The sequence below is a fragment of the Streptomyces tibetensis genome (assembly GCF_007655005.1).
Taxonomy (GTDB): Bacteria; Actinomycetota; Actinomycetes; order Streptomycetales; family Streptomycetaceae; genus Streptomyces; species Streptomyces tibetensis.
On sequence record NZ_SZVW01000005.1, the window covers coordinates 34,589 to 54,194 of the forward strand.

The following is a 19,606-nucleotide window of genomic DNA, read 5'->3' on the forward strand; positions in this document are numbered from 1 at the left end:
CGGCGAAGGGACTGTTCCATGCGCGTCGGAGTACTGACCGGAGGCGGCGACTGCCCCGGCCTCAACGCCGTCATCCGGGCCGCCGTCCGCAAGGGCGTGCAGGAGTACGGCTATGACTTCACCGGCTTCCGGGACGGCTGGCGAGGACCCATGGAAGGCGACACCGTCCGGCTCGACATCCCCGCGGTGCGCGGCATCCTGCCCCGTGGCGGCACGATTCTCGGCTCCTCGCGGACCAACCCGCTGAAGGTGGAGAACGGTATCCGCCGGATCAAGGAGACCCTCGCCGGACTGGAGGTGGAGGCGCTCATCGCGATCGGCGGCGAGGACACCCTGGGCGTGGCCGCCCGCCTGTCCGACGAGCACGGCGTGCCCTGCGTGGGCGTTCCGAAGACCATCGACAACGACCTGTCCGCCACCGACTACACCTTCGGCTTCGACACCGCCGTCGGCATCGCGACCGAGGCCATCGACCGGCTGCACACCACCGCCGAGTCCCACATGCGGGTTCTGGTCGTCGAGGTGATGGGCCGGCACGCCGGCTGGATCGCCCTCCACTCCGGCCTGGCCGGCGGCGCCAACGTCATCCTCATCCCCGAGCAGCGCTTCGACGTCGAGCAGGTGTGCGCGTGGGTGACCTCCCGCTTCCGGGCGTCGTACGCGCCGATCGTGGTGGTCGCCGAGGGAGCGATGCCGAAGGACGGTGACATGGTCCTCAAGGACCAGTCCCTGGACTCCTTCGGGCACGTGCGGCTGTCCGGGGTGGGCGAGTGGCTCGCCAAGCAGATCGAGAAGCGCACCGGGAAGGAGGCCCGGACGACGGTCCTGGGGCATGTCCAGCGTGGCGGCACCCCCAGCGCCTTCGACCGCTGGCTCGCCACCCGCTTCGGTCTGCACGCCATCGACTGCGTCCGGGACCGCGACTTCGGCCGGATGGTCGCCCTGCGAGGCACCGACATCGTCCGCGTCCCCCTCGCGGACGCGACGGCCCGCCTGAAGACGGTCGACCCCGCGCTGTACGAGGAGGTCGGGGTCTTCTTCGGCTGACGGCCCGGTCCGTGCCGGTCGGGGTGTCCTTCGCTGGCGGCTCCGCCCCCCCGTGCCGGCCGGGATGTCCTTCAGCTGGCGGCCCCGCTCCCCGTGCCGGTCGGGGTGTTCTTCAGCTGGCGGCCCCGCTCCCCGTGCCGGTCGGGGTGTTCTTCGGCTGACGGCCCCGCCCCCCCGTGCCGGCCGGGGTGTTCTTCGGCTGACCGCAGGGCCTCCGGTGTGCGGCCGGGGCCGTGCGGCCCCGACCGGCCCGCGCTACACCGACGGCGCGCTCGTCCCCCGCAGCTGCCCCACCAGCTCCCGCACGATCGCGGCCCCGTTCAGCGTCAGCACCGACTCCGGGTGGAACTGGACCCCGGCGAAGCGCGCGCCGCGCAGGGCGTGCACCTCACCATCGGCCGCGCGCGAGACCTCGACCCCGTGGGCCGACAGCTCGGCCGCCGCCTCGTCGTCGCAGCGCGCCACGAAGCTGTTGTAGAACCCGACGGTCTCCCGCCGCCCGAACAGTCCGACCTCCGTCTGCGCCCCCTGGAAGGGCACGTCCTTGCGCACGATGTCCAGTCCCAGCTCGGCCGCGATCAGCTCGTGCCCGAGGCAGACGCCCAGCACGCCCTGCCGTTCGCCCCTGATCACCTCGGCGGTGAGGAAGCGCAGGAACCGCATCTTCGGATCCGCCAGGTCGGACGGGTCCCCCGGCCCGGGACCCAGCACCACCGGACCCTCGTGCCCGAGCACCGCCTCCCGCAGCCCCGGCTCGTCGTACCGCCGCACACTCACCTCCAGGCCGCTCGCGCGCAGCAGGTGCGCGAGCATCGCCGTGAAGGTGTCCTCGCCGTCGACGACCAGGGCGTGCCCCGCCGGTTCCGGCGAGCGTTCCTGCATCCGCAACCAGAAGGGCGCGAGCGAGGCCCGGCGTCCGTCCAGCGCGGCCCGCACACGAGGGTCGTCGGCGAGGCACGGTCGGGTGTGCTCGGCACGCGGCCGGGACGGCCCCACTCCCAGGGCCGCGAGCACGCCCGCAGCCTTCGCGTGCGTCTCGGCCACCTCGCTCGCCGGGTCCGAGCCGCGCACGAGGGTCGCGCCGACCGGCACCCGCAGCCGCCCGCCCGCGTCGATGTCGGCGGTGCGGATCAGGATGGGGGAGTCGAGGGTCTGGACCCCGCCCGCGTCCCGGCCGATCAGAGCCAGGGCACCCGCGTAGTACCCCCGCCCCCCGCTCTCGTGCCGCTCGATCACCCGGCAGGCGTTCTGCACCGGCGAGCCGGTGACGGTCGCCGCGAACATGGTCTCCTTCAGCACCTCCCGCACGTCCAGCGTGGACCTGCCGCGCAGCTCGTACTCGGTGTGCGCGAGGTGCGCCATCTCCTTCAGCCGGGGCCCGACGACCACTCCGCCCATGTCGCCGACGGTGCACATCATCTTGAGCTCCTCGTCGACGACCATCGACAGCTCCTCGATCTCCTTGCCGTCGGCGAGGAAGTCCAGCAGGTGCTCCGGCGTCGGCCCCTCGGCGGGATAGCGGTAGGTGCCGCTGATCGGGTTCATGACGACCGTGCCGCCGGACATCCGGACGTGCACCTCGGGGCTGGCCCCGACCAGCGTGCGGTCCCCGGTGTGCACGACGAACGTCCAGTACGCCCCGCGCTCACCCTCCAGCAGCCGCCGGAACAGCGCCAGCGCGTCGGCCCGGCCGAAGCCGGGGATCTCGCCCTCGTACGTCCGCCGGATCACGAAGTTCGCGCCCTCGCCCCGCCCGATCTCCTCCCGCAGCACGCGCCCGACGATCTCGCCGTACTCCTCGTCGGCGAGGTCGAAGCCACCGCCCTCGACGCGCACGTCGTGCGCCGGGAGCTGCTGGAGGGCGTCAGCCAGCGGGACGGTGTACGACTCCTCGGGCGTGAGTGCCAGCAGGGGCGTGCCGTCGTCGCGGACGTCGAAGCCGCGCTCGCGGATCTGCCGGAAGGGCACCAGCGCGAGGCTCCGGTCGGGGAGGTCGGCGAGCCGGTGGTACGGGGCGACCGGGCCGATCAGGACCTCGACCAGATCGTGGTCGTGGCCCGGGGTGCGGCGGCGCAGCAGGGCGAACGGACGGGAGTCGTCCGGCAAGCCGAGCAGGTTCATGGTCCGTGCTCCATCTCGGTGAGTCTCGGTGAGAGAGAGGAACGGACCCCGGGAAACACCGAAGGCCGCCCCTCGGGCGGCCTTCGCGAAGTCGTGAGTACGCGCAGTCAGCGGGCCGCCGGATGAGCGGTCCACCACCAGGTCTGGATCGAGTGCGCGAACATGCGACGCACCCTACCGCACGTCCGAGAGGTGTTCGGGGCGTCTCACTTCCTGGGCATGGGTCAGGACGCCCGACACGACCCCGTAATGTTGGTGGTGTGACCGTGAACGCTAAGACCAGCGCGAGTGCTGGCAACACCTGGCGAAACCTGCCCGCGGCGCAGCAGCCCGAGTACCCCGACACCGAGGCTCTGCGCGCAGTCGTTGCGGACCTCGAGTCGTATCCGCCGCTCGTCTTCGCGGGCGAGTGCGACCAGCTGCGCGCCCGGATGGCGGCCGTCGCCAAGGGAGAGGCGTTCCTCCTCCAGGGCGGCGACTGCGCCGAGGCCTTCGACGCGGTGTCCGCCGACCACATCCGCAACAAGTTGAAGACGCTGCTCCAGATGGGCGCCGTGCTCACGTACGCCGCGTCCGTGCCCGTCGTGAAGGTCGGCCGGATCGCCGGGCAGTACTCCAAGCCGCGCTCCAAGCCCACCGAGACCCGCGACGGTGTGACGCTGCCGACGTACCGCGGCGACTCCGTCAACGGCTTCGACTTCACCGAAGAGGCCCGCGTCCCGGACCCCGAGCGGCTGAAGCGGATGTACCACGCGTCCGCCTCCACGCTGAACCTGGTGCGCGCCTTCACCACCGGCGGCTACGCCGACCTGCGCCAGGTGCACGCCTGGAACCAGGACTTCGTGAAGTCGTCCCCCTCGGGGCAGCGCTACGAGCAGCTGGCGCGCGAGATCGACAACGCCCTGAACTTCATGCACGCCTGCGGGACCGACCCGGAGGAGTTCAAGACGGTCGAGTTCTACGCCTCGCACGAGGCGCTGCTGCTCGACTACGAGTCCGCGCTGACCAGGGTCGACTCGCGCACCGGGCAGCTGTACGACGTCTCCGGGCACATGGTGTGGATCGGTGAGCGCACCCGGCAGCTCGACCACGCGCACATCGAGTTCGCCTCGAAGATCCGCAACCCGGTCGGCATCAAGCTGGGCCCGACGACGACGGCCGAGGACGCGCTGCAGTACATCGAGCGCCTCGACCCCGAGCGGGAGCCGGGCCGGCTGACGTTCATCGTCCGCATGGGTGCCGACAAGGTCCGCGACAAGCTCCCCGAGCTGGTGGAGAAGGTCACCGCCTCCGGCGCGACCGTCGCCTGGGTGACCGACCCGATGCACGGCAACACCTTCGAGGCGGCCTCCGGGCACAAGACCCGCCGCTTCGACGACGTGCTCGACGAGGTCAAGGGCTTCTTCGAGGTCCACAAGGCCCTCGGCACCCACCCGGGCGGCATCCACGTGGAGCTCACCGGCGACGACGTCACGGAGTGCGTGGGCGGCGGCGACGAGATCTTCGTCGACGATCTGCACCAGCGCTACGAGACGGCCTGCGACCCGCGGCTCAACCGCAGCCAGTCGCTCGACCTGGCGTTCCTCGTGGCCGAGATGTACAGGGACCAGTAGCAGGTCCGCCTGTTACCCGGGCACGGACTGGGGCGCGGATCACACGATCCGCGCCCCACTCCACTTTTCCGCTCCCGACCCGACGGGTAAGGTTAGGTTAGCCTCACCGATCAACGGGGGTGGCAGATCCGGGAACGACCCGTCGGGAGGTGGACCGCGTGTACGTCTGCAGTTGCTTCGGCATCACCGAGCAGCAGGTCAAGCAGCACGCGGACGGCGGCGCCTGCACCCCCCGCCAGATAGCCTCCGCCTGCAAGGCGGGCACCGACTGCGGCTCCTGTGTACGCCGCATCCAGGCGATCCTGGGCAGGGGAGCCTGCCCGCGCCGCGACCTGACCGACCAGGGCCGGCCGGTGCTCTCGGACCTCGAAGACGCCGCCTGACCCCGGCTAGCTCGGCTGCTCGATCTGCTGCGCGATGTACAGCGCCTCACCCAGTTTGTCGATCAGCTCCAGCTGCGTGTCCAGGTAGTCGATGTGGTGCTCCTCGTCCTCGAGGATGGACTCGAAGAGGTTCGCGGAGGTGACGTCGCCCTTGCTGCGCATCACCTCGATACCGCGCCTGAGCCGGTCGATCGCCTCGACCTCGACCTGCCGGTCCGCCTGGAACATCTCGGTGACCGTCTGGCCGACCCGGACATGGAAGAGCCGCTGGTAATTGGGCAGGCCGTCCAGCATGAGAATGCGCTCGGTGATCTTGTCCGCGTGCTTCATCTCGTCGATGGATTCTTCACGCGTGTACTTGGCGAGCTTGGTCCAGCCGTTGTTGTCCTGGATCCGGTAGTGCAGCCAGTACTGGTTGATCGCCGTCAGCTCGCCGGTCAGCTGCTCGTTGAGGAATTCGAGGACCTCGGGGTCGCCCTGCATCGCAGAGGCTCCTTCCGCGCGGGGGGAACTGGCAGGTTGCGCCGCATGATTCCACTGGTGAAGAAGATCGTCCAGTAAGTCTGCACTTAGTAAGTAAGGGCATGCTTAGTCGAGTTTGTCCGTTCCGGAGTGGCCTCGGTAGGGGGCACCACCCGGGGTCTGTCAGGATGGAGTCATGGGTCAGCCGCTGGAACACGAATCGGGAGAAGGGCGCGATCCAGCAGGAGCGGCGCAGCCGGAGCTGCCCCCGGGCCAGCGGCTGCAGCGCGGCTGGCCGGTCACGCACTACGGGCCCGTCCCCAAGTTCCGGCCCGAGCGCTGGGAGTTCCGGGTCTTCGGCGCCACCGCCGGCGGCGGCAAGCACTGCTGGACGCACGAGGAGTTCACGGCCCTGCCCCACACCACCGTCGTGGCCGATCTGCACTGCGTCACGAAGTTCAGCATGCTGGGCGCCGAGTGGGGCGGCATCCCCGCCCGCACGGTCCTCGACCTCGCCCCGCCCGCGGACGACGTCACCCATGTGATGGTGTGGGCCGAGTACGGATTCAGCTCCAACCTCCGGCTGTCCGACTTCGCCGACGAGCAGGTCCTGTTCGCCACCCACAAGGACGGCGAGCTGCTCACCGCCGAGCACGGCTTCCCGCTGCGCCTGGTCGTCCCCCACCTCTACGCCTGGAAGGGCCCCAAGTGGGTGCGCGGTGTGGAGTACATGACCGCCGACCGGCGGGGCTTCTGGGAGGAGCGCGGCTACCACAACGTGGGCGACCCCTGGCGGGAACAGCGCTACTCCTACCAGGAGCTGCCGGGGGACGGGCCCGACCTCTGAGGACCAGCCGTCGCGGACGGACTCGGTCGTAGCCGGCGGGCTCAGCCGTCGCGCAGCTTCTTCAGCCGCTCCACGTCGGCCGCGTGCCCCTGCTTGCCGCCCGGCGTCTCGATGATCAGCGGCACGCCCGCGGTCGCGGGGTGCGTCATCAGCGCCCGGAACGGGTCCTCGCCGATGTGGCCGACGCCGATGTTCTCGTGCCGGTCCTTGTGCGCTCCCACCACGTCCTTGGAGTCGTTGGCGTGGATCAGCTTCAGCCGGCCCTCGCCGACCGTGTCCACCAGCAGGTCCAGCGTCCGGTGCATACCGCTCGGACCGGTCAGGTCGTGCCCGGCGGCGTAGATGTGGCAGGTGTCCAGGCACACGCCGAGCATCGGATGGGCGTCCAGCGCCTCGAAGTACGGGCCGAAGTCCCACGTCCGTGAGCACAGCGAGGCGCCCTGGCCGGCCGTCGACTCCAGCAGCAGGAGAGGGTCGTCGTCGTGGGTCAGCTCGTCCAGCAGCGGCAGCAGATGCTCGCGCACCTGCTTCAGCGCCACCGACCGCTCCCGGCCGCCGGTCGCGCTGCCGGTGTGCACGACCACGCCCAGCGCCCCGATCTCCCGACCGCGCCGCAGTGAGTGCCGCAGCGACTCCACCGACCGCTCCACGGTCGCCTCGGTGTGCGAACCGAAGTTGATCAGGTAGGGGGCGTGCACGTACGCCGGGATCGACCCGTCCGCGCACGCCGCGCGGAACGCTTCGTCCTGCTTGGGGTTCCCGGTCGGAGTGGCCCAGCCGCGCGGGTTGGCGACGAAGACCTGGACGGCCTCCGCCTGAAGATCACGGGCGTACGACAGGCCGACGGAGTGGAGGCCACCGGCCACGGGGACATGGCCGCCCACGGGGTTGCGGGAGGGGCCGGACAGCTGACTGTTCACCCGTTCAGGGTGTCATGCGTCCGGCCCTGTCCCGTCCGCGGGCCTCACCTGATCTTGATGGTGATCGTCGAGCCCTTGGGCGCGGTCTCGCCGCCCTCGACGGACTGACCCTTGACGGTGTCCCCGAAGATGCCGAACAGCCCGCGGTCCTCGTCGACCTCGAACCCGGCGCCCTCCAGCGCCTGCCTGGCGTCGTCGACGCTGTCGCCGACCACGTCCGGGACCTCGATCATCTCGGGGCCCTTCGACAACGTCAGCGTCACCGTGTCGCCCTCGGCCGCCCGGATGCCGGACTTCGGCGTCTGGCGGACCACCTGGCCCTTGTCGTACTCGGAGGAGTTGACCCGCTCGGTGGCGATCTTCACCTTGAGGCCGGCCTCGGTCAGCTCGGATCGCGCGTCGGCCTCGTCCGAGCCCGTGACATCGGGGATGTCGATGGGGGCGCCCTTGCTGACGACCAGCGCGACGGCCGTGCCCGCGCGCACCTTCGTGCCGTCGGCCGGGCGCGCGGAGACCACCGAGCCGCGCGGCACGTCCTCGCTGAACTCCCGGGTGACCATGCCGGGCTCCAGCCCGTCGTCCCTCAGCTGGTCCTGCGCCGTGCCCAGCTTCCGGCCCGCCAGGGCGGGTACGCGCACGGTATCGGGGCCGTCGGAGATGGTGAACGACACGGAGTCTTTGAGGCGGATACGGGCGCCCGGCTCGGGGTTGGTGCCGATGATCGTGCCGCGCTTGACGGTGTCGCTGTGGGCGTGGCTGACCTTGCCGACCTCGAGCCCGGCGTCCTCCAGCCGGTCCTCGGCCTGCGCCTGGGTCTTCGACAGCAGCGGCGGGACCTTGGTGAACTGGCCGGAGTTGATGTACCAGATCCCGGCGCCGAGGCCGAGCACGAGCAGGACGGCCACGGCGATCGCCGCCGGGCCGCGCCGGAATCCCGGGCGGCGACGCCGGGACGGCGGTGGCGGCGGGGAGGCGAAGCGGGTGGTGCGATTGAGAGCAGGCCCGGAGGCCTCCTCGTCCTCGTCGACCGGCAGCGGGCGGGGCGTGGTCAGGGCGCGCGGGATCACGGTCGTCCGGTCGTCGCCGTTGTCGTGGTCCACCGCGAGCGCCTGCGGCGGCACCGCGTCCAGCTGCCCCTCGTCCAGCCGGCCGCGTCCGTCACGGACCTGCGCGAGCAGCGCCACCGCGTCGTGCGGGCGAAGGGCCGGGGTGCGGGCCGTCGCCGAGGCCACCATCGCGTCCAGCTCGTACGCCATGCCGGGCACGGCGGCCGAGGGCGGGGGCACGTCCTCGTGCAGGTGCTTGTAGAGGATCACGGCGGGGGAGTCCCCGTCGTGCGGCTTGTCGCCGGTCAGCATCTCGTACAGCATCACGCCGCACGCGTACACGTCGACGCGGGGATCGGCGGTGCCGTCCTCTATCTGCTCCGGGGCGAGGTACGAGACCGTGCCGAGCACGGTGCCGGTGGTGTTCGTCACCGTGTCCACGGCCCGGACCAGGCCGAAGTCGGCGACCTTGACCCGCCCGTCGTCCCCGATCAGGACGTTCTCGGGCTTCATGTCGCGGTGCACGAATCCGGCGCGGTGCGCCGCGCCCAGGGCGGCAAGCACCGGCTCCAGGATGTCCAGGGCCGCACGCGGCTGCAGGGCCCCGCGCTCGCGCAGCACGTCCCGCAGGGTGCAGCCCGCCACGTACTCCATCGCCAGGTAGACGTACGAGCCGTCGGTGCCCTGGTCGAAGACCTGCACCACGTTCGGATGGGCCAGCCGGGCCACCGACTTCGCCTCGCGGATGAACCGCTCGACGAACGAGGCGTCGACCGCGAGCGAGGGGTGCATCACCTTGAGCGCGAGGACCCGGTCGAGCCGGGTGTCCACGGCCCGGTAGACCGTGGCCATCCCGCCGACCGCGATCCGCGAATCGATGCGATACCGGCCGTCGAGCACCTGCCCGACCAAGGGGTCCTGAAGGGTCGTGTCCACGCAGGCGAGTGTACGAGCCGCGACCGACAGCCCCGTCCCCCCGGTTGTTTCCGGGGCGGGACTGCAGCCGACCTGTGACGTGTGCCCCCTACTGGAAAGCGGGACGCTCCGGATCCAGCGCGGCCATGCCCTCCGCGGGCGACGACGCCTCGGCGAAATGCCGCCGGGGGATCCGCCCGGCCCGGTACGCCAGCCGCCCCGCCTCCACTGCGTGCCGCATGGCGTCGGCCATCAGCACGGGTTCCTGCGCCCGCGTCACCGCCGAGGCGAGCATCACGCCCGCACACCCCAGCTCCATCGCCAGCGCCGCGTCCGACGCCGTCCCGGCGCCCGCGTCCAGGAGCACCGGCACGCGCGCGTGCTCGACGATCAGCTGGAAGTTGTGCGGGTTGCGGATACCGAGCCCGGAGCCGATCGGCGAGCCCAGCGGCATGATCGCCGCGCAGCCCACGTCCTCCAGCTTCCGCGCGAGCACCGGGTCGTCGTTGGTGTACGGCAGCACCGTGAAGCCGTCGTCGACCAGGGTCTCGGCCGCCTCCAGCGTCTCGATCGGGTCCGGCAGCAGCGTGCGCTCGTCGGCGATGACCTCCAGCTTGACCAGGTCCGTGCCGAGGGCCTCGCGCGCCAGGCGGGCCGTGAGGACCGCCTCGCCCGCGGTGAAGCAGCCCGCCGTGTTCGGCAGCACCCGGATGCCGAGCTTGTCGAGGACGGACAGCACCGAGCCGTGCACCGAGGCGTTCACCCGGCGCATCGCGACCGTCGTCAGCTCCGTCCCGGACACGGCCAGCGACCGCTCCAGCACGTCGAGGCTGGGCGCCCCGCCCGTGCCCATGATCAGACGGGACGTGAACGACGTACCACCGAGGACGAACGGATCGTCGGCCATGGTCAGCCTCCCTGGACGGCGGTGAGGACTTCCACGCGGTCCCCCTCGGACAGGGGCGTGGAGGGCCACTGGGTGCGTGGGACGACGGTTTCGTTGAGGGCGGCGGCCACGCCGGAGGGTGAGGCCGTGAGCGACCTCACCACGGTGTCCAGAGCCGTGCCGGGCCCGACGTCCCGGGGCTCGCCGTTGACGGAGATGTTCATGCGGGCTGCTCCGTGAGTGCGGTGGCGGGGCTGAAGCGTTTCGGGGTGAAGGGGCGCGCCTCCTCGGGGAGTTCGCCCGTCGCCAGGACGTGCGCCATGGCGTCGCCGGTCACGGGCGTGAGCAGGACGCCGTTGCGGTAGTGGCCGGTGGCCAACAGCAGCCCTTGCAGACCGGTCGGGCCCAGCAGCGGTGCGTTGTCGGGGGAGCCGGGCCGCAACCCGGCCCGGGTCTCGGTGAGCGGCAGCTCGGTGATGCCCGGGACCAGCTCGTGCGCGTCCCGCAGCAGCTCGTACACGCCGCCCGCGGTCACGGTGGTGTCCCAGCCCAGCTCCTCGCTGGTGGCCCCGACGACCAGTTCGCCGCTCGCGCGCGGCACCAGGTAGACGTGGCTGCCGCGCACGACCGCGCGCACGGTCCGGCTCAGGAACGGCCCGTGCCGCTGCGGCATGGTCAGCCGCAGGACCTGGCCCTTCACCGGCCGCACGGGAGGCAGCAGGTCCTCCGGGACACCCGCGAGCCGCCCGCTGAGACTGCCCCCGGCGAGCACCACCTGCCCGGCGGCCGCTTCGGTCCCGTCGGCCAGGACGGCCCCCGTGGCCCGGTCCCGGACGACGGTCAGCCGCTCCGCCCACGCCCGGTGGAAGACCACGCCCGCCCGCTCGCACGCGGCGAGCAGGGCCCCGGCCAGCCGCCGGGGGTCGATCTGGTGATCGCCGTCGACCCGCAGCCCCCCGCGCACGCCCGGCGCGAGCATCGGCTCCAGGCGCCGGCACTCGCGCCCCGACAGCCACTGCGATTCCAGCCCCGACTGCTGCTGCAGGGCGTGCAGTTCGCGCAGGTGGGCCCGGTCGTCGGCGTCCAGGGCCACGGCGAGCGTGCCGCAGCGGCGGTAGCCGAGGTCCAGGCCGGTCAGCTCGGTGAGCTCGGCGGCGAAGTCCGGGTAGCGCCGGGCGGAGGCGAGGTTCAGGCCGAGCAGGGTCTGCTCGCCGTAGTGCAGTTCCGTGACGGCGGCCAGCATGCCGGCGGCCACCCGGGCGGCGCCGCCGCCCGGCTCGGGGTCCACGACGGCCGTGGTGAACCCGCGTTGCGCGGACCGCCAGGCCGTGACCAGGCCGATGATCCCGCCCCCGATGACCAGGACGTCTGACGATGCGGACGTGGATGTGGACGTAGGCGACATGGGCGTCCAGCCCCTCCCTTCGCCGGCATGACCCGGATCAGGTTCGTACGGTCGGAGGCCGCCAGCCTCCCTCTCAGCCCGGTGCGTCCGGGCTCCCGCGAGTGCTTTACGTTGGCCACCCTAGCCCGATGTCCGGTCCCGCAGTAAGGGAGCCTCAGTCCATGGCCCGATCCCTCGACGGTCTCGTCCTCGCACCGGTCGCCGACCAGGCCCCGGGCCAGGTGGGCACCCGCACCCGGTTCACGTACCACGAGCGGGAGGGCGAGATCTGGGCCGAGTACACGGGCGGCGACGTCGTACGCGGGCACCTCGTGGGTACCCGGGAAGGTGACCGGCTGGACTTCCGGTACGTCCAGCTCAAGCGGGACGGCACCACGTCCTGCGGGCACTGCGTCTCCTCGGTCGTGGAGCTGCCCGACGGGCGGGTGCGGCTGGAGGAGACCTGGGAATGGGAGTCCCAGCGGGGCAACGGCACGAGCGTTGTGGAGCAGGTCACGGCGCACGAGCACTGACTGACAAAACGTCAGGTGTCTATGGTGATCAGGTGAGCGAGCAGACGCAGGAACCAGGTCCGTCCGCGCCGCGGCGCGTCGTCGTGGCGGGTGCGGGCATGGCCGGGGTGCAGACCGCCGTCGCGCTGCGCGAGCAGGGCTTCGCCGGCGACGTGATCCTCATCGGCGCCGAGCCCCACCAGCCCTACGACCGGCCCCCGTTGTCCAAGGCCGTCCTGCTCGGCAAGTCCGAGGGCTCCGCCTTCGACGTCGACTTCGAGGCCCTCGGCATCGAACTGCGGCTCGGCTGCGAGGTGCTGGGCCTGCGCCCCGCCGACCACGAGCTGGACACCGAGGACGGGCCCGTGCCGTACGACGTCCTCGTCGTCGCGACCGGCGCGGAACCCTTCCGGCTGCCCGGCACCGAGGGCGTGCCGGGCGTGCATCTGCTGCGCACCCTGGACGACGCCGAGCGGCTGCGGCCGGTGCTGGCCCGCCAGCACGACATCGTGGTCGTCGGCGCGGGCTGGATCGGCGCGGAGTTCGCCACCGCCGCGCGCGAGGCGGGCTGCGCGGTGACCGTCGTCGAGGCCGCTGAACGCCCGCTCGCCGGGGCGCTGCCCGCCGAGGTCGCCGCCCCCATGGCCGGCTGGTACGCCGACGCGGGCGCGGTGCTGCGGACGCACGCGCGCGTGGAGCACGTCGAACCCGGAGTCGTCGTCCTCGACGACGGCTCGCGGCTGCCTGCGGGCGCGGTCGTCGTCGGCATCGGCGCCCGCCCCGCCACGGCCTGGCTGGCCGGCTCCGGGATCGAGCTGGGCCCCCACGGCGAGATCGTGGCCGACGAGCATCTGCGCACGGCCGTGCCCGATGTGTACGCGGTCGGCGACTGCGCCTCCTTCCCCTCGGGGCGCTACGGCGAGCGCCTGCTGATCCACCACTGGGACAACGCCCTCCAGGGGCCGCGCACGGTCGCCGTGAACATCGTCGGCGGGGCCACCGGGGAGCCACCGGCGGTGTACGACCCGGTGCCGTACTTCTGGTCCGAGCAGTTCGGGCGGTTCGTCCAGTACGCCGGGCATCACGCGGCCGCGGACACCACCCTGTGGCGGGGCGACCCTTCCGGCCCGGCCTGGACGGTCTGCTGGCTGCGGGGTGAGCGGCTGGTCGCGTTGCTGGCGGTGGGCCGGCCCCGGGACCTGGCGCAGGGCCGTCGCCTGATCGAGTCCGGCGCGCCGATGAACCCGGTGCTGCTGGCGGATCCGGCCAGGCCCATGAAAGCGGCGACGGCCTAGACGTCAGCCCCCGGTGAGGGTCGCGGGACGATGCCGCGGGGCGCGGCGCGTCCGCCCGGGTGGGCCGGTCCGACTTCCGACTGTCAGTGGCAAATGGCAGGCTGGTTTCCGTGACCGAGATTGACGCAAAGATCGATGCTCTCGTCCCCGCCTGGCTCACCCTCCCCGACATCGCCGAACAGTTCGGCGTCGAGGTGACGCGTGTGCGGCAGCTGGTCAAGGACGGCCAGCTCATCGCCGTACGCCGAGGTGAGAACCGCGCGCTGCACGTCCCTGCCGCCTTCATCGACGGGGACAAGGTCGTCAAGGGCCTGTCCGGGACCCTGACGCTCCTGCGGGACGACGGCTTCACGGACGAAGAGATGCTGGAGTGGCTCTTCACCCCGGACGACAGCCTGCCCGGCACCCCCGCGCAGGCGCTCAGCGAGAATCGCGGCACGGAGGTGAAGCGCCGCGCCCAGGCGCTCGCGGTCTGACCCGGCCGCGACGGGACAACCGTCCGGTGCCGTGCGAGCGGCGCCGGACCTGAACAACCGCCCGACATGAGGGCCGTGGCCCGAGGGGTCACGGCCCGGGGCGGCTCGCGCCCTGTGCGGGGCCGCGAGCGTCACCGGCATGGCTGCGGATGTCACCGGCGGGGCTGCGGATATCACCGGCATGGCTGTGGACCTCGCCACCGGCATGGCTGTGGACCTCGCCACCGGGGTCGCGAACGTCATCACCGGGCTGCGCGGACGTCACCGGCACGGCCGGCAGGCCGCTGTGGGCCGGGGCAGGCGTAAGGTGCCCGAGGCATTCGCGGCGGGACCAGTGCGTCGTACGCCCACGCACGCCCACGCACGCCGCCCACGCGGGTCCGCTCGTACGCCCACGAGGCCCGCCCGCACGTCACCGACACCCAGGGGGACACGCATGACCGGCACCGCCGCCACCGCACGGGCCCAGCTCGCCGACGCCCGGGTCTACCTCTGCACCGACGCGCGCAAGCGGCAGGGCGACCTCGGGGACTTCCTCGACGCCGTGCTGACCGGCGGCGTCGACATCGTCCAGCTGCGGGACAAGGGCATGGAGGCCGCCGAGGAACTGGAGCACCTGGCCGTCTTCGCCGACGCCTGCGCCCGGCACGGCAAGCTGCTCGCGGTCAACGACCGTGCGGATGTCGCCCACGCCGCCGGCTCCGACGTCCTGCACCTCGGCCAGGGCGACCTCCCGGTCCCCGCGGCCCGTGCGCTCCTCGGCGACGACGTCCTGATCGGCCGCTCCACCCACGCCGAGTCCGAGGCCGCCGCGGCCGCCGTCCAGCAGGGCGTGGACTACTTCTGCACCGGCCCGTGCTGGCCGACCCCGACCAAGCCCGGCCGCCACGCACCCGGCCTGGACCTCGTCCGTTACACGGCCGCCCTCGGCACCGACCGCCCCTGGTTCGCCATCGGCGGCATCGACCTCTCCAACCTCGACCAGGTCGTGGAGGCCGGCGCCCGGCGCGTGGTCGTCGTACGGGCGATCACCGAGGCCGACGACCCGGGGGCCGCGGCGGCCGAGTTCGCCAAACGGCTGCGGGAGGCGTAGTTACGACGGTTTGTCCAAGGGATGGACAACAAGCGGACAATCCCGGCAAATCCCAGCCTGCGGTTGGGGGACCGACCACCCCTGGCTAACCTGCCGGTATGGCCCTCGGCACCGCATCCATCAGGTCGGACCACGCTCGCACCGTCCGCGACATGCTCGCGGCCGGCAAGACGACGTATTCGTTCGAGTTCTACGCCCCCAAGACCCCGAAGGGCGAGCGGAACCTGTGGAACGCGCTGCGCCGGGTCGAGGCCGTGGCGCCCGACTTCGTCTCCGTCACCTACGGCGCGGGCGGTTCCACCCGCGCGGGCACGGTCAAGGCGACCGAGGCGATCGCCTCCGACACCACCCTCACCCCGATCGCCCACCTCACCGCGGTCGACCACTCGGTGGCCGACCTGCGCAACATCATCGGCCAGTACGCCGACGCCGGGATCCGCAACATGCTCGCCCTGCGCGGCGACCCGCCCGGCGACCCGATGGGCGACTGGGTGCCGCACCCGCGGGGTCTGGCCTACGCCGCCGAACTCGTCGAGCTGATCAAGGCCTCCGGCGACTTCTGCGTGGGCGTCGCCGCCTTCCCGGCGATGCATCCGCGCTCCGCCGACTGGGACGCCGACGTCCGTCACTTCGTAGACAAGTGCAGGGCGGGCGCCGACTACGCCATCACGCAGATGTTCTTCCAGCCCGAGGACTACCTCCGGCTGCGTGATCGGGTCTCGGCCGCAGGCTGTGACACCCCGATCATTCCCGAGGTCATGCCGATCGCGAGCGTGAAGACGCTGGAGCGGATCGGGTCGCTCACCAACGCCGCGTTCCCGCCTGCCCTGAAAGAGCGGATCCTCACAGCAAAAGACGATCCGGCCGCTGTACGCTCCATTGGGATCGAATTCGCCACGGAGTTCTGTGCGCGGCTGCTCGCCGAGGGCGTGCCCGGCTTGCACTTCATCACGCTCAACAACTCCACTGCGACACTCGAGATCTACGAGAACCTGGGCCTGCACCACTCACCGCAGGCCTAGACCGTTCGCACCGGTATACGACACACTGCGTAACGGCCACTGGGAGAGGGGCGTACATGGGCTGGGCGGTCCTCTACATCGCGTTCGGCATCGTCGCGCTGTGGCTGCTGGGCGAGGTGCTCCTGCAGTACAAGGCGCGACTGCGCTGGCGCCTGCTGGCCTTCGCCGGGTTCCTCGGTGTCGTCGTCGGTGTCCTGATCCCGTCGGTCGTCGTGATCGGCCTGGGTGCTGCCGCCTTCGCGGTCGGGCAGACCTACGTCACCCTGTCGTTCCGCAGCGGCTTCGCGGCCGGCTGGGCGATGAACGCGCCCGCGCTGGGCGGCGGCAAGCGCCGCCCCCGTGAGCGCGGCCGCCAGGATCCCACCCTGGAGGTCTCCGGCCTGGAGGCCGAGGGCGGCTACGACGACGAGGCCGGCGCCTACCGCCGCGACCCCGCCCCCCACGCCCAGGACGACGACTACGACCGGGACGACGTCTTCACCCCGGTCCGCCCCGTCCACCAGCCGACGTCCGCCGAGACCACCGCCGTCTACGAGCCGCAGCCCATGCCCGAGGACACCGGCTCCTACGGCGTCTACGACCACGGGTACCAGCCGGAGGGACAGCAGTCCCCCGACCAGTACGCGGCCCAGGCCCCCGGCCAGTCCTACTCCTACGACTACTCCGGCTACGGCCAGCAGCAGGGCTACGACGCCACCGGTCAGCAGCAGTACGCCGCCTACTCCGACCCCTACATCGGCTCGTCGAACTACGGCCAGGGAACGTACGACGGCACGTACGGCGACCAGCAGTACTACGGCCAGCAGAGCTACGGCCAGGACCAGCACTCCGACACCTACGGCGGCGACAGCCCGCCCGGCGGGGTGTGGGTCCCGCAGCAGCGCAACACCGACGAGTACGGGCAGGAACTGCCGCCGGAGCAGCCGTACCCGTACCAGGGCGGCGGGCAGCAGCCGCAGGGGAACGGGTACGACGAGCAGTACCGTTTCTGAGAGCAGTACCGTTTTTCTGAAGCCCGAACCCTGCCGGGGCGCTGTGCTCACTGCGAGCCGCGGAACTCCGGCCCCTCCACGATCAGTCCCGCCACCAGCGCGCCCGACATGCCCGCGTGCGGCAGCCCGCCGCCGGGGTGAGCCCAGCCGCCCACGGTGAACAGACCGGGCACCCGCGTGGTGTTGGACGGATGCAGCAGCCGCCCGCCGCCCGCCGCCAGGGCCGGCACGGGCACCGCGCCACCCTCCGCGCCCGTCGTGTCCACGATGTCGGCCGGGGTGCGCACCTCGTGCCAGAGGAGGCGCTCGCGCAGGCCCGGTACGGCGCGTTCGGCGACGGTGATCATGTGGTCGGCGTGGTCGGCGTGCGTCCGGCCGGGCCGCGCGGGCACCACCGTGGTGAGCGTGACCGCCTCGTGGTCCGCCGGGGCGGTGCGAGGGTCGTCGGGCCGTAGCACCGTGAGCGTGGGACGGAAATCTCCCGCCGTGCCGAACAGGGCCTCCAGCTCGGCCTCGCGGTCCTGGGTGTGCACCACGGTGCGGTGTGCCGTGCCCTCGGGGCGGACACCGCGCAGGGCCAGCAGGAGGGTCAGCCGGGACGCCGCGGCCGGCTGCGGCGGCACCTCGCCGTCGCCCCGTACGACGGTGCCCGCCGTCAGCCGGGCCAGTGCGCCGGGCGCGACACCGGCCACCACGAAGTCCGCCTCCGCGACCGACCCGTCGGCGAGTTCCACCCCCGACGCCCGGCCGTCCTTCTCCAGCACACCGGTGACGTCGGCGCCGAAGTGAAACTCGACCCTCCGTGCCAGACACCGCTCGTACACCGCCCGCGCCAGCTCGCGCAGGCCCCCGCGCACGTACCAGGTGCCGAAGGCGTGCTCCAGGTAGGGCAGGACGGCCGCGCTCGCCGGGGTGACCCGGGGGTCCAGACCGTGGCCGAGGGCATGACTTTCCAGGAGAGCCGCGAGCCGGGGGTCGCGCAGCTCCCAGGCGCCGATCTCGGTGAGTGTGCCGGCCCGGCGGGTGCGCAGCAGTCGCTTGTGGGGTACGGCCGGGTAGGGCTCGCGCTCGGCCAGCACCTGCCAGTTCGGCCAGAGCGGCTCCTCCAGCAGCGGCCGACGGGTCCGGTCCCAGGCCTCGCGGGCCCGGACCAGGAAGTCGCCCCAGCGCTTCCCCGCGTCGGCGCCGAGCCCCTCGTCCAGGGCGGCGACGACGCCCGCGCGCGAGGCGTTCGGAAGTGAGACCTCGGTGCCGTCCGCGAACACGTGCCGGGCCGACGGGTCGACCTGGACCAGCTCGACACAGGACTCCAGCGGCTCCTTGCCGGTCTTGACGAACAGGTCGCGGTAGACGGCGGGCAGCGGCAGCAGGGCGGGGCCCGTGTCGAAGGAGAACCCGTCGCGCTCGAAGCGGCGCAGGGCTCCGCCGTAGGTGTCCGTCCGCTCGTACACCGCCACCCGGTGGCCCGCGACGGCCAGCCGGGCGGAAGCCGTCAGCGCGCCCATCCCGGCGCCGATCACCGCAATCCGTGCCATGCCGGCGACTTTATCGGCCCCCACCGACAGCCCTCGTCGGCGGCCTGCGAGTACAGGACTGAGTACGTATACCTATCCGGGGAGTTGAGTACGCGCACGGATGAGGGACGACCTGCGCGGACGAGAGAGTGGAGGCACGGAAAGGGGCACGGCTCCGGCACCGGCGACACGGGGCGCCGGAACGGAGCCGGCCCGCGATCCGCTCCTTCCGCCGGCGGTGTCGGCGGGAGCGAGACACGGGGGAGAACCGGGGGAACCGGAAGAAACCGGGGGACGACCGCACGGGGGTCCTGCGGGGGGACGCACGGGGGAGCAGGAGAAGGAAAACGGGGGAGTGGGGAAGGCGCCGGTTCGAGGTGGCCCGCGGGGGACGCGGCCACACCGGACCGGCGCTTTCACATGCGCACGCGACGCTGGTCAGCGGCAGCCGCTCACCCGGCCCTGGAGCAGCCGGGACAGCGCCGCGTGCACGTCGTCCAGGGAGCGTTCCGCCTGGAAGGACTTCCAGTCCAGCGCGGCCACCAAAACCATGCCGACCAGCGCGGACGCCGTCAGCGAGATGTCGATCTCCTCGCTGAACTCACCGGCAGCCACGCCGTCGCGCAGCACGTCCTCCACGACCGCGACGGCCTGCTGCCGGACCACCATCAGCGTGGACTGCCAGGTCCGGTTGGTGCGCCACAGCTCGGCCACGTACAGCTGCGTGAAGGCCGGGTAGCGGTCGATGAAGACCAGACCCGCCCGGATCATCGCGTCCAGGGCGTCGACCTTGCCGCCGCCCTCCCGCTCGGTCCGCTCGGCCGCTTCCCGCAGGGAGGCGGTCAGCAGACCCACTCCGTGCCGCAGCAGTTCCTCGAAGAGGACGGACTTGCTCGCGAAGTTGTAATAGACCGTGCCCTTCGCGACTCCGGCACGCTCGGCGATCTCGTCCACGGTCGTGGCGGAGAACCCCTGCTCGGCGATGAGCGTGACGGCCGCCTCGTAGAGTTTCTGCCGGGTGGCCTCGCGGCGCGTGCTGCCGCCCGACGCGGCACTGCTGCTTTCCATGGCCCTGATT

20 protein-coding genes and 1 riboswitch are annotated in these 19,606 nt (G+C 72.0%); of the genes, 10 read left to right on the forward strand and 10 right to left on the reverse strand.

What is annotated here, in order from left to right:
• The first annotated feature begins 18 nt into the window (after positions 1-18).
• Positions 19-1,047, forward strand: a complete 1,029-nt coding sequence (locus tag FDO69_RS09520; protein ID WP_104779322.1) for a 6-phosphofructokinase — start codon at positions 19-21, stop codon at positions 1,045-1,047.
• A gap of 255 nt (positions 1,048-1,302) precedes the next feature.
• On the opposite strand, the gene FDO69_RS09525 is transcribed toward FDO69_RS09520, so the two are convergent.
• Together FDO69_RS09525 and FDO69_RS43005 are read right to left on the reverse strand one after the other, a co-directional pair.
• Positions 1,303-3,168: an anthranilate synthase family protein gene (locus FDO69_RS09525; protein ID WP_104779323.1), complete on the reverse strand. Its 1,866-nt coding sequence runs from the start codon at positions 3,166-3,168 to the stop codon at positions 1,303-1,305.
• A gap of 107 nt (positions 3,169-3,275) precedes the next feature.
• Positions 3,276-3,332 carry a trp operon leader peptide gene (locus FDO69_RS43005; RefSeq protein WP_078602827.1) on the reverse strand — a complete coding sequence of 19 codons (57 nt, stop codon included), beginning with the start codon at positions 3,330-3,332 and terminating at the stop codon, positions 3,276-3,278.
• A gap of 96 nt (positions 3,333-3,428) precedes the next feature.
• Between FDO69_RS43005 and FDO69_RS09535 the strand changes: the two genes are divergently transcribed.
• The gene (locus FDO69_RS09535) at positions 3,429-4,781 is read left to right on the forward strand and encodes a class II 3-deoxy-7-phosphoheptulonate synthase (RefSeq protein ID WP_104779324.1); all 1,353 of its coding nucleotides are present in this window, start codon (positions 3,429-3,431) and stop codon (positions 4,779-4,781) included.
• A 158-nt stretch (positions 4,782-4,939) separates the two neighbouring features.
• Positions 4,940-5,164, forward strand: coding sequence for a (2Fe-2S)-binding protein (locus FDO69_RS09540; RefSeq protein ID WP_170320859.1), 225 nt, complete (start codon positions 4,940-4,942; stop codon positions 5,162-5,164).
• Between the two features lie 6 nt (positions 5,165-5,170).
• Here the strand turns inward: FDO69_RS09540 and bfr are convergent, their stop codons facing one another.
• Positions 5,171-5,647, reverse strand: coding sequence for a bacterioferritin (gene bfr / locus FDO69_RS09545; RefSeq protein WP_104779326.1), 477 nt, complete (start codon positions 5,645-5,647; stop codon positions 5,171-5,173).
• A gap of 175 nt (positions 5,648-5,822) precedes the next feature.
• Here bfr and FDO69_RS09550 point away from each other — a divergent pair, with 175 nt between their 5' ends.
• A complete protein-coding gene (locus FDO69_RS09550) occupies positions 5,823-6,473 on the forward strand; it encodes a sulfite oxidase-like oxidoreductase (protein WP_104779327.1) in 651 nt (216 codons plus the stop codon).
• A gap of 41 nt (positions 6,474-6,514) precedes the next feature.
• Here the strand turns inward: FDO69_RS09550 and FDO69_RS09555 are convergent, their stop codons facing one another.
• The 5 genes from FDO69_RS09555 to thiO all read right to left on the reverse strand — a co-directional run bounded on the left by FDO69_RS09555 (position 6,515) and on the right by thiO (position 11,645).
• A complete protein-coding gene (locus FDO69_RS09555) occupies positions 6,515-7,393 on the reverse strand; it encodes a deoxyribonuclease IV (RefSeq protein WP_104779328.1) in 879 nt (292 codons plus the stop codon).
• Between the two features lie 44 nt (positions 7,394-7,437).
• Positions 7,438-9,375 carry a Stk1 family PASTA domain-containing Ser/Thr kinase gene (pknB, locus tag FDO69_RS09560; protein ID WP_167526558.1) on the reverse strand — a complete coding sequence of 646 codons (1,938 nt, stop codon included), beginning with the start codon at positions 9,373-9,375 and terminating at the stop codon, positions 7,438-7,440.
• An 88-nt stretch (positions 9,376-9,463) separates the two neighbouring features.
• Entirely contained in the window at positions 9,464-10,261 is a 798-nt protein-coding gene (locus FDO69_RS09565) for a thiazole synthase (protein ID WP_104779330.1), read from the reverse strand.
• 2 nt (positions 10,262-10,263) lie between these two features.
• Positions 10,264-10,464, reverse strand: coding sequence for a sulfur carrier protein ThiS (gene thiS / locus FDO69_RS09570; RefSeq protein WP_053671923.1), 201 nt, complete (start codon positions 10,462-10,464; stop codon positions 10,264-10,266).
• Positions 10,461-11,645, reverse strand: a complete 1,185-nt coding sequence (gene thiO / locus FDO69_RS09575; RefSeq protein WP_104779331.1) for a glycine oxidase ThiO — start codon at positions 11,643-11,645, stop codon at positions 10,461-10,463. The genes thiS and thiO overlap by 4 nt, the downstream gene beginning before the upstream one ends.
• A riboswitch (TPP riboswitch) is annotated at positions 11,643-11,754 on the reverse strand. (Overlaps the previous gene by 3 nt.)
• 52 nt (positions 11,755-11,806) lie before the next feature.
• Here thiO and FDO69_RS09580 point away from each other — a divergent pair.
• From FDO69_RS09580 to FDO69_RS09605, 6 genes are all read left to right on the forward strand, one after another.
• The gene (locus FDO69_RS09580; RefSeq protein ID WP_104779332.1) at positions 11,807-12,157 is read left to right on the forward strand and encodes an avidin-fold protein; all 351 of its coding nucleotides are present in this window, start codon (positions 11,807-11,809) and stop codon (positions 12,155-12,157) included.
• A gap of 32 nt (positions 12,158-12,189) precedes the next feature.
• Entirely contained in the window at positions 12,190-13,431 is a 1,242-nt protein-coding gene (locus FDO69_RS09585) for an NAD(P)/FAD-dependent oxidoreductase (protein WP_104779333.1), read from the forward strand.
• Positions 13,432-13,541: 110 nt separating this feature from the next.
• Complete coding sequence (locus tag FDO69_RS09590) at positions 13,542-13,907, forward strand: Rv2175c family DNA-binding protein (protein WP_030848153.1); 366 nt, start codon at positions 13,542-13,544, stop codon at positions 13,905-13,907.
• A 436-nt stretch (positions 13,908-14,343) separates the two neighbouring features.
• On the forward strand, positions 14,344-15,000 hold the full coding sequence (gene thiE / locus FDO69_RS09595; RefSeq protein ID WP_104779334.1) for a thiamine phosphate synthase: 657 nt from the start codon (positions 14,344-14,346) through the stop codon (positions 14,998-15,000).
• A 98-nt stretch (positions 15,001-15,098) separates the two neighbouring features.
• Positions 15,099-16,022 carry a methylenetetrahydrofolate reductase [NAD(P)H] gene (gene metF, locus FDO69_RS09600; protein ID WP_031111288.1) on the forward strand — a complete coding sequence of 308 codons (924 nt, stop codon included), beginning with the start codon at positions 15,099-15,101 and terminating at the stop codon, positions 16,020-16,022.
• Positions 16,023-16,078: 56 nt separating this feature from the next.
• The gene (locus tag FDO69_RS09605) at positions 16,079-17,014 is read left to right on the forward strand and encodes an SCO2102 family sporulation regulator (RefSeq protein ID WP_104779335.1); all 936 of its coding nucleotides are present in this window, start codon (positions 16,079-16,081) and stop codon (positions 17,012-17,014) included.
• Between the two features lie 47 nt (positions 17,015-17,061).
• On the opposite strand, the gene FDO69_RS09610 is transcribed toward FDO69_RS09605, so the two are convergent.
• Together FDO69_RS09610 and FDO69_RS09615 are read right to left on the reverse strand one after the other, a co-directional pair.
• Positions 17,062-18,549 carry a phytoene desaturase family protein gene (locus FDO69_RS09610; protein ID WP_104779336.1) on the reverse strand — a complete coding sequence of 496 codons (1,488 nt, stop codon included), beginning with the start codon at positions 18,547-18,549 and terminating at the stop codon, positions 17,062-17,064.
• Positions 18,550-18,966: 417 nt separating this feature from the next.
• Positions 18,967-19,596 (reverse strand): TetR/AcrR family transcriptional regulator, encoded by a 630-nt coding sequence (locus FDO69_RS09615; RefSeq protein WP_104779337.1) that lies wholly within the window; start codon positions 19,594-19,596, stop codon positions 18,967-18,969.
• Positions 19,597-19,606: the final 10 nt, after the last annotated feature.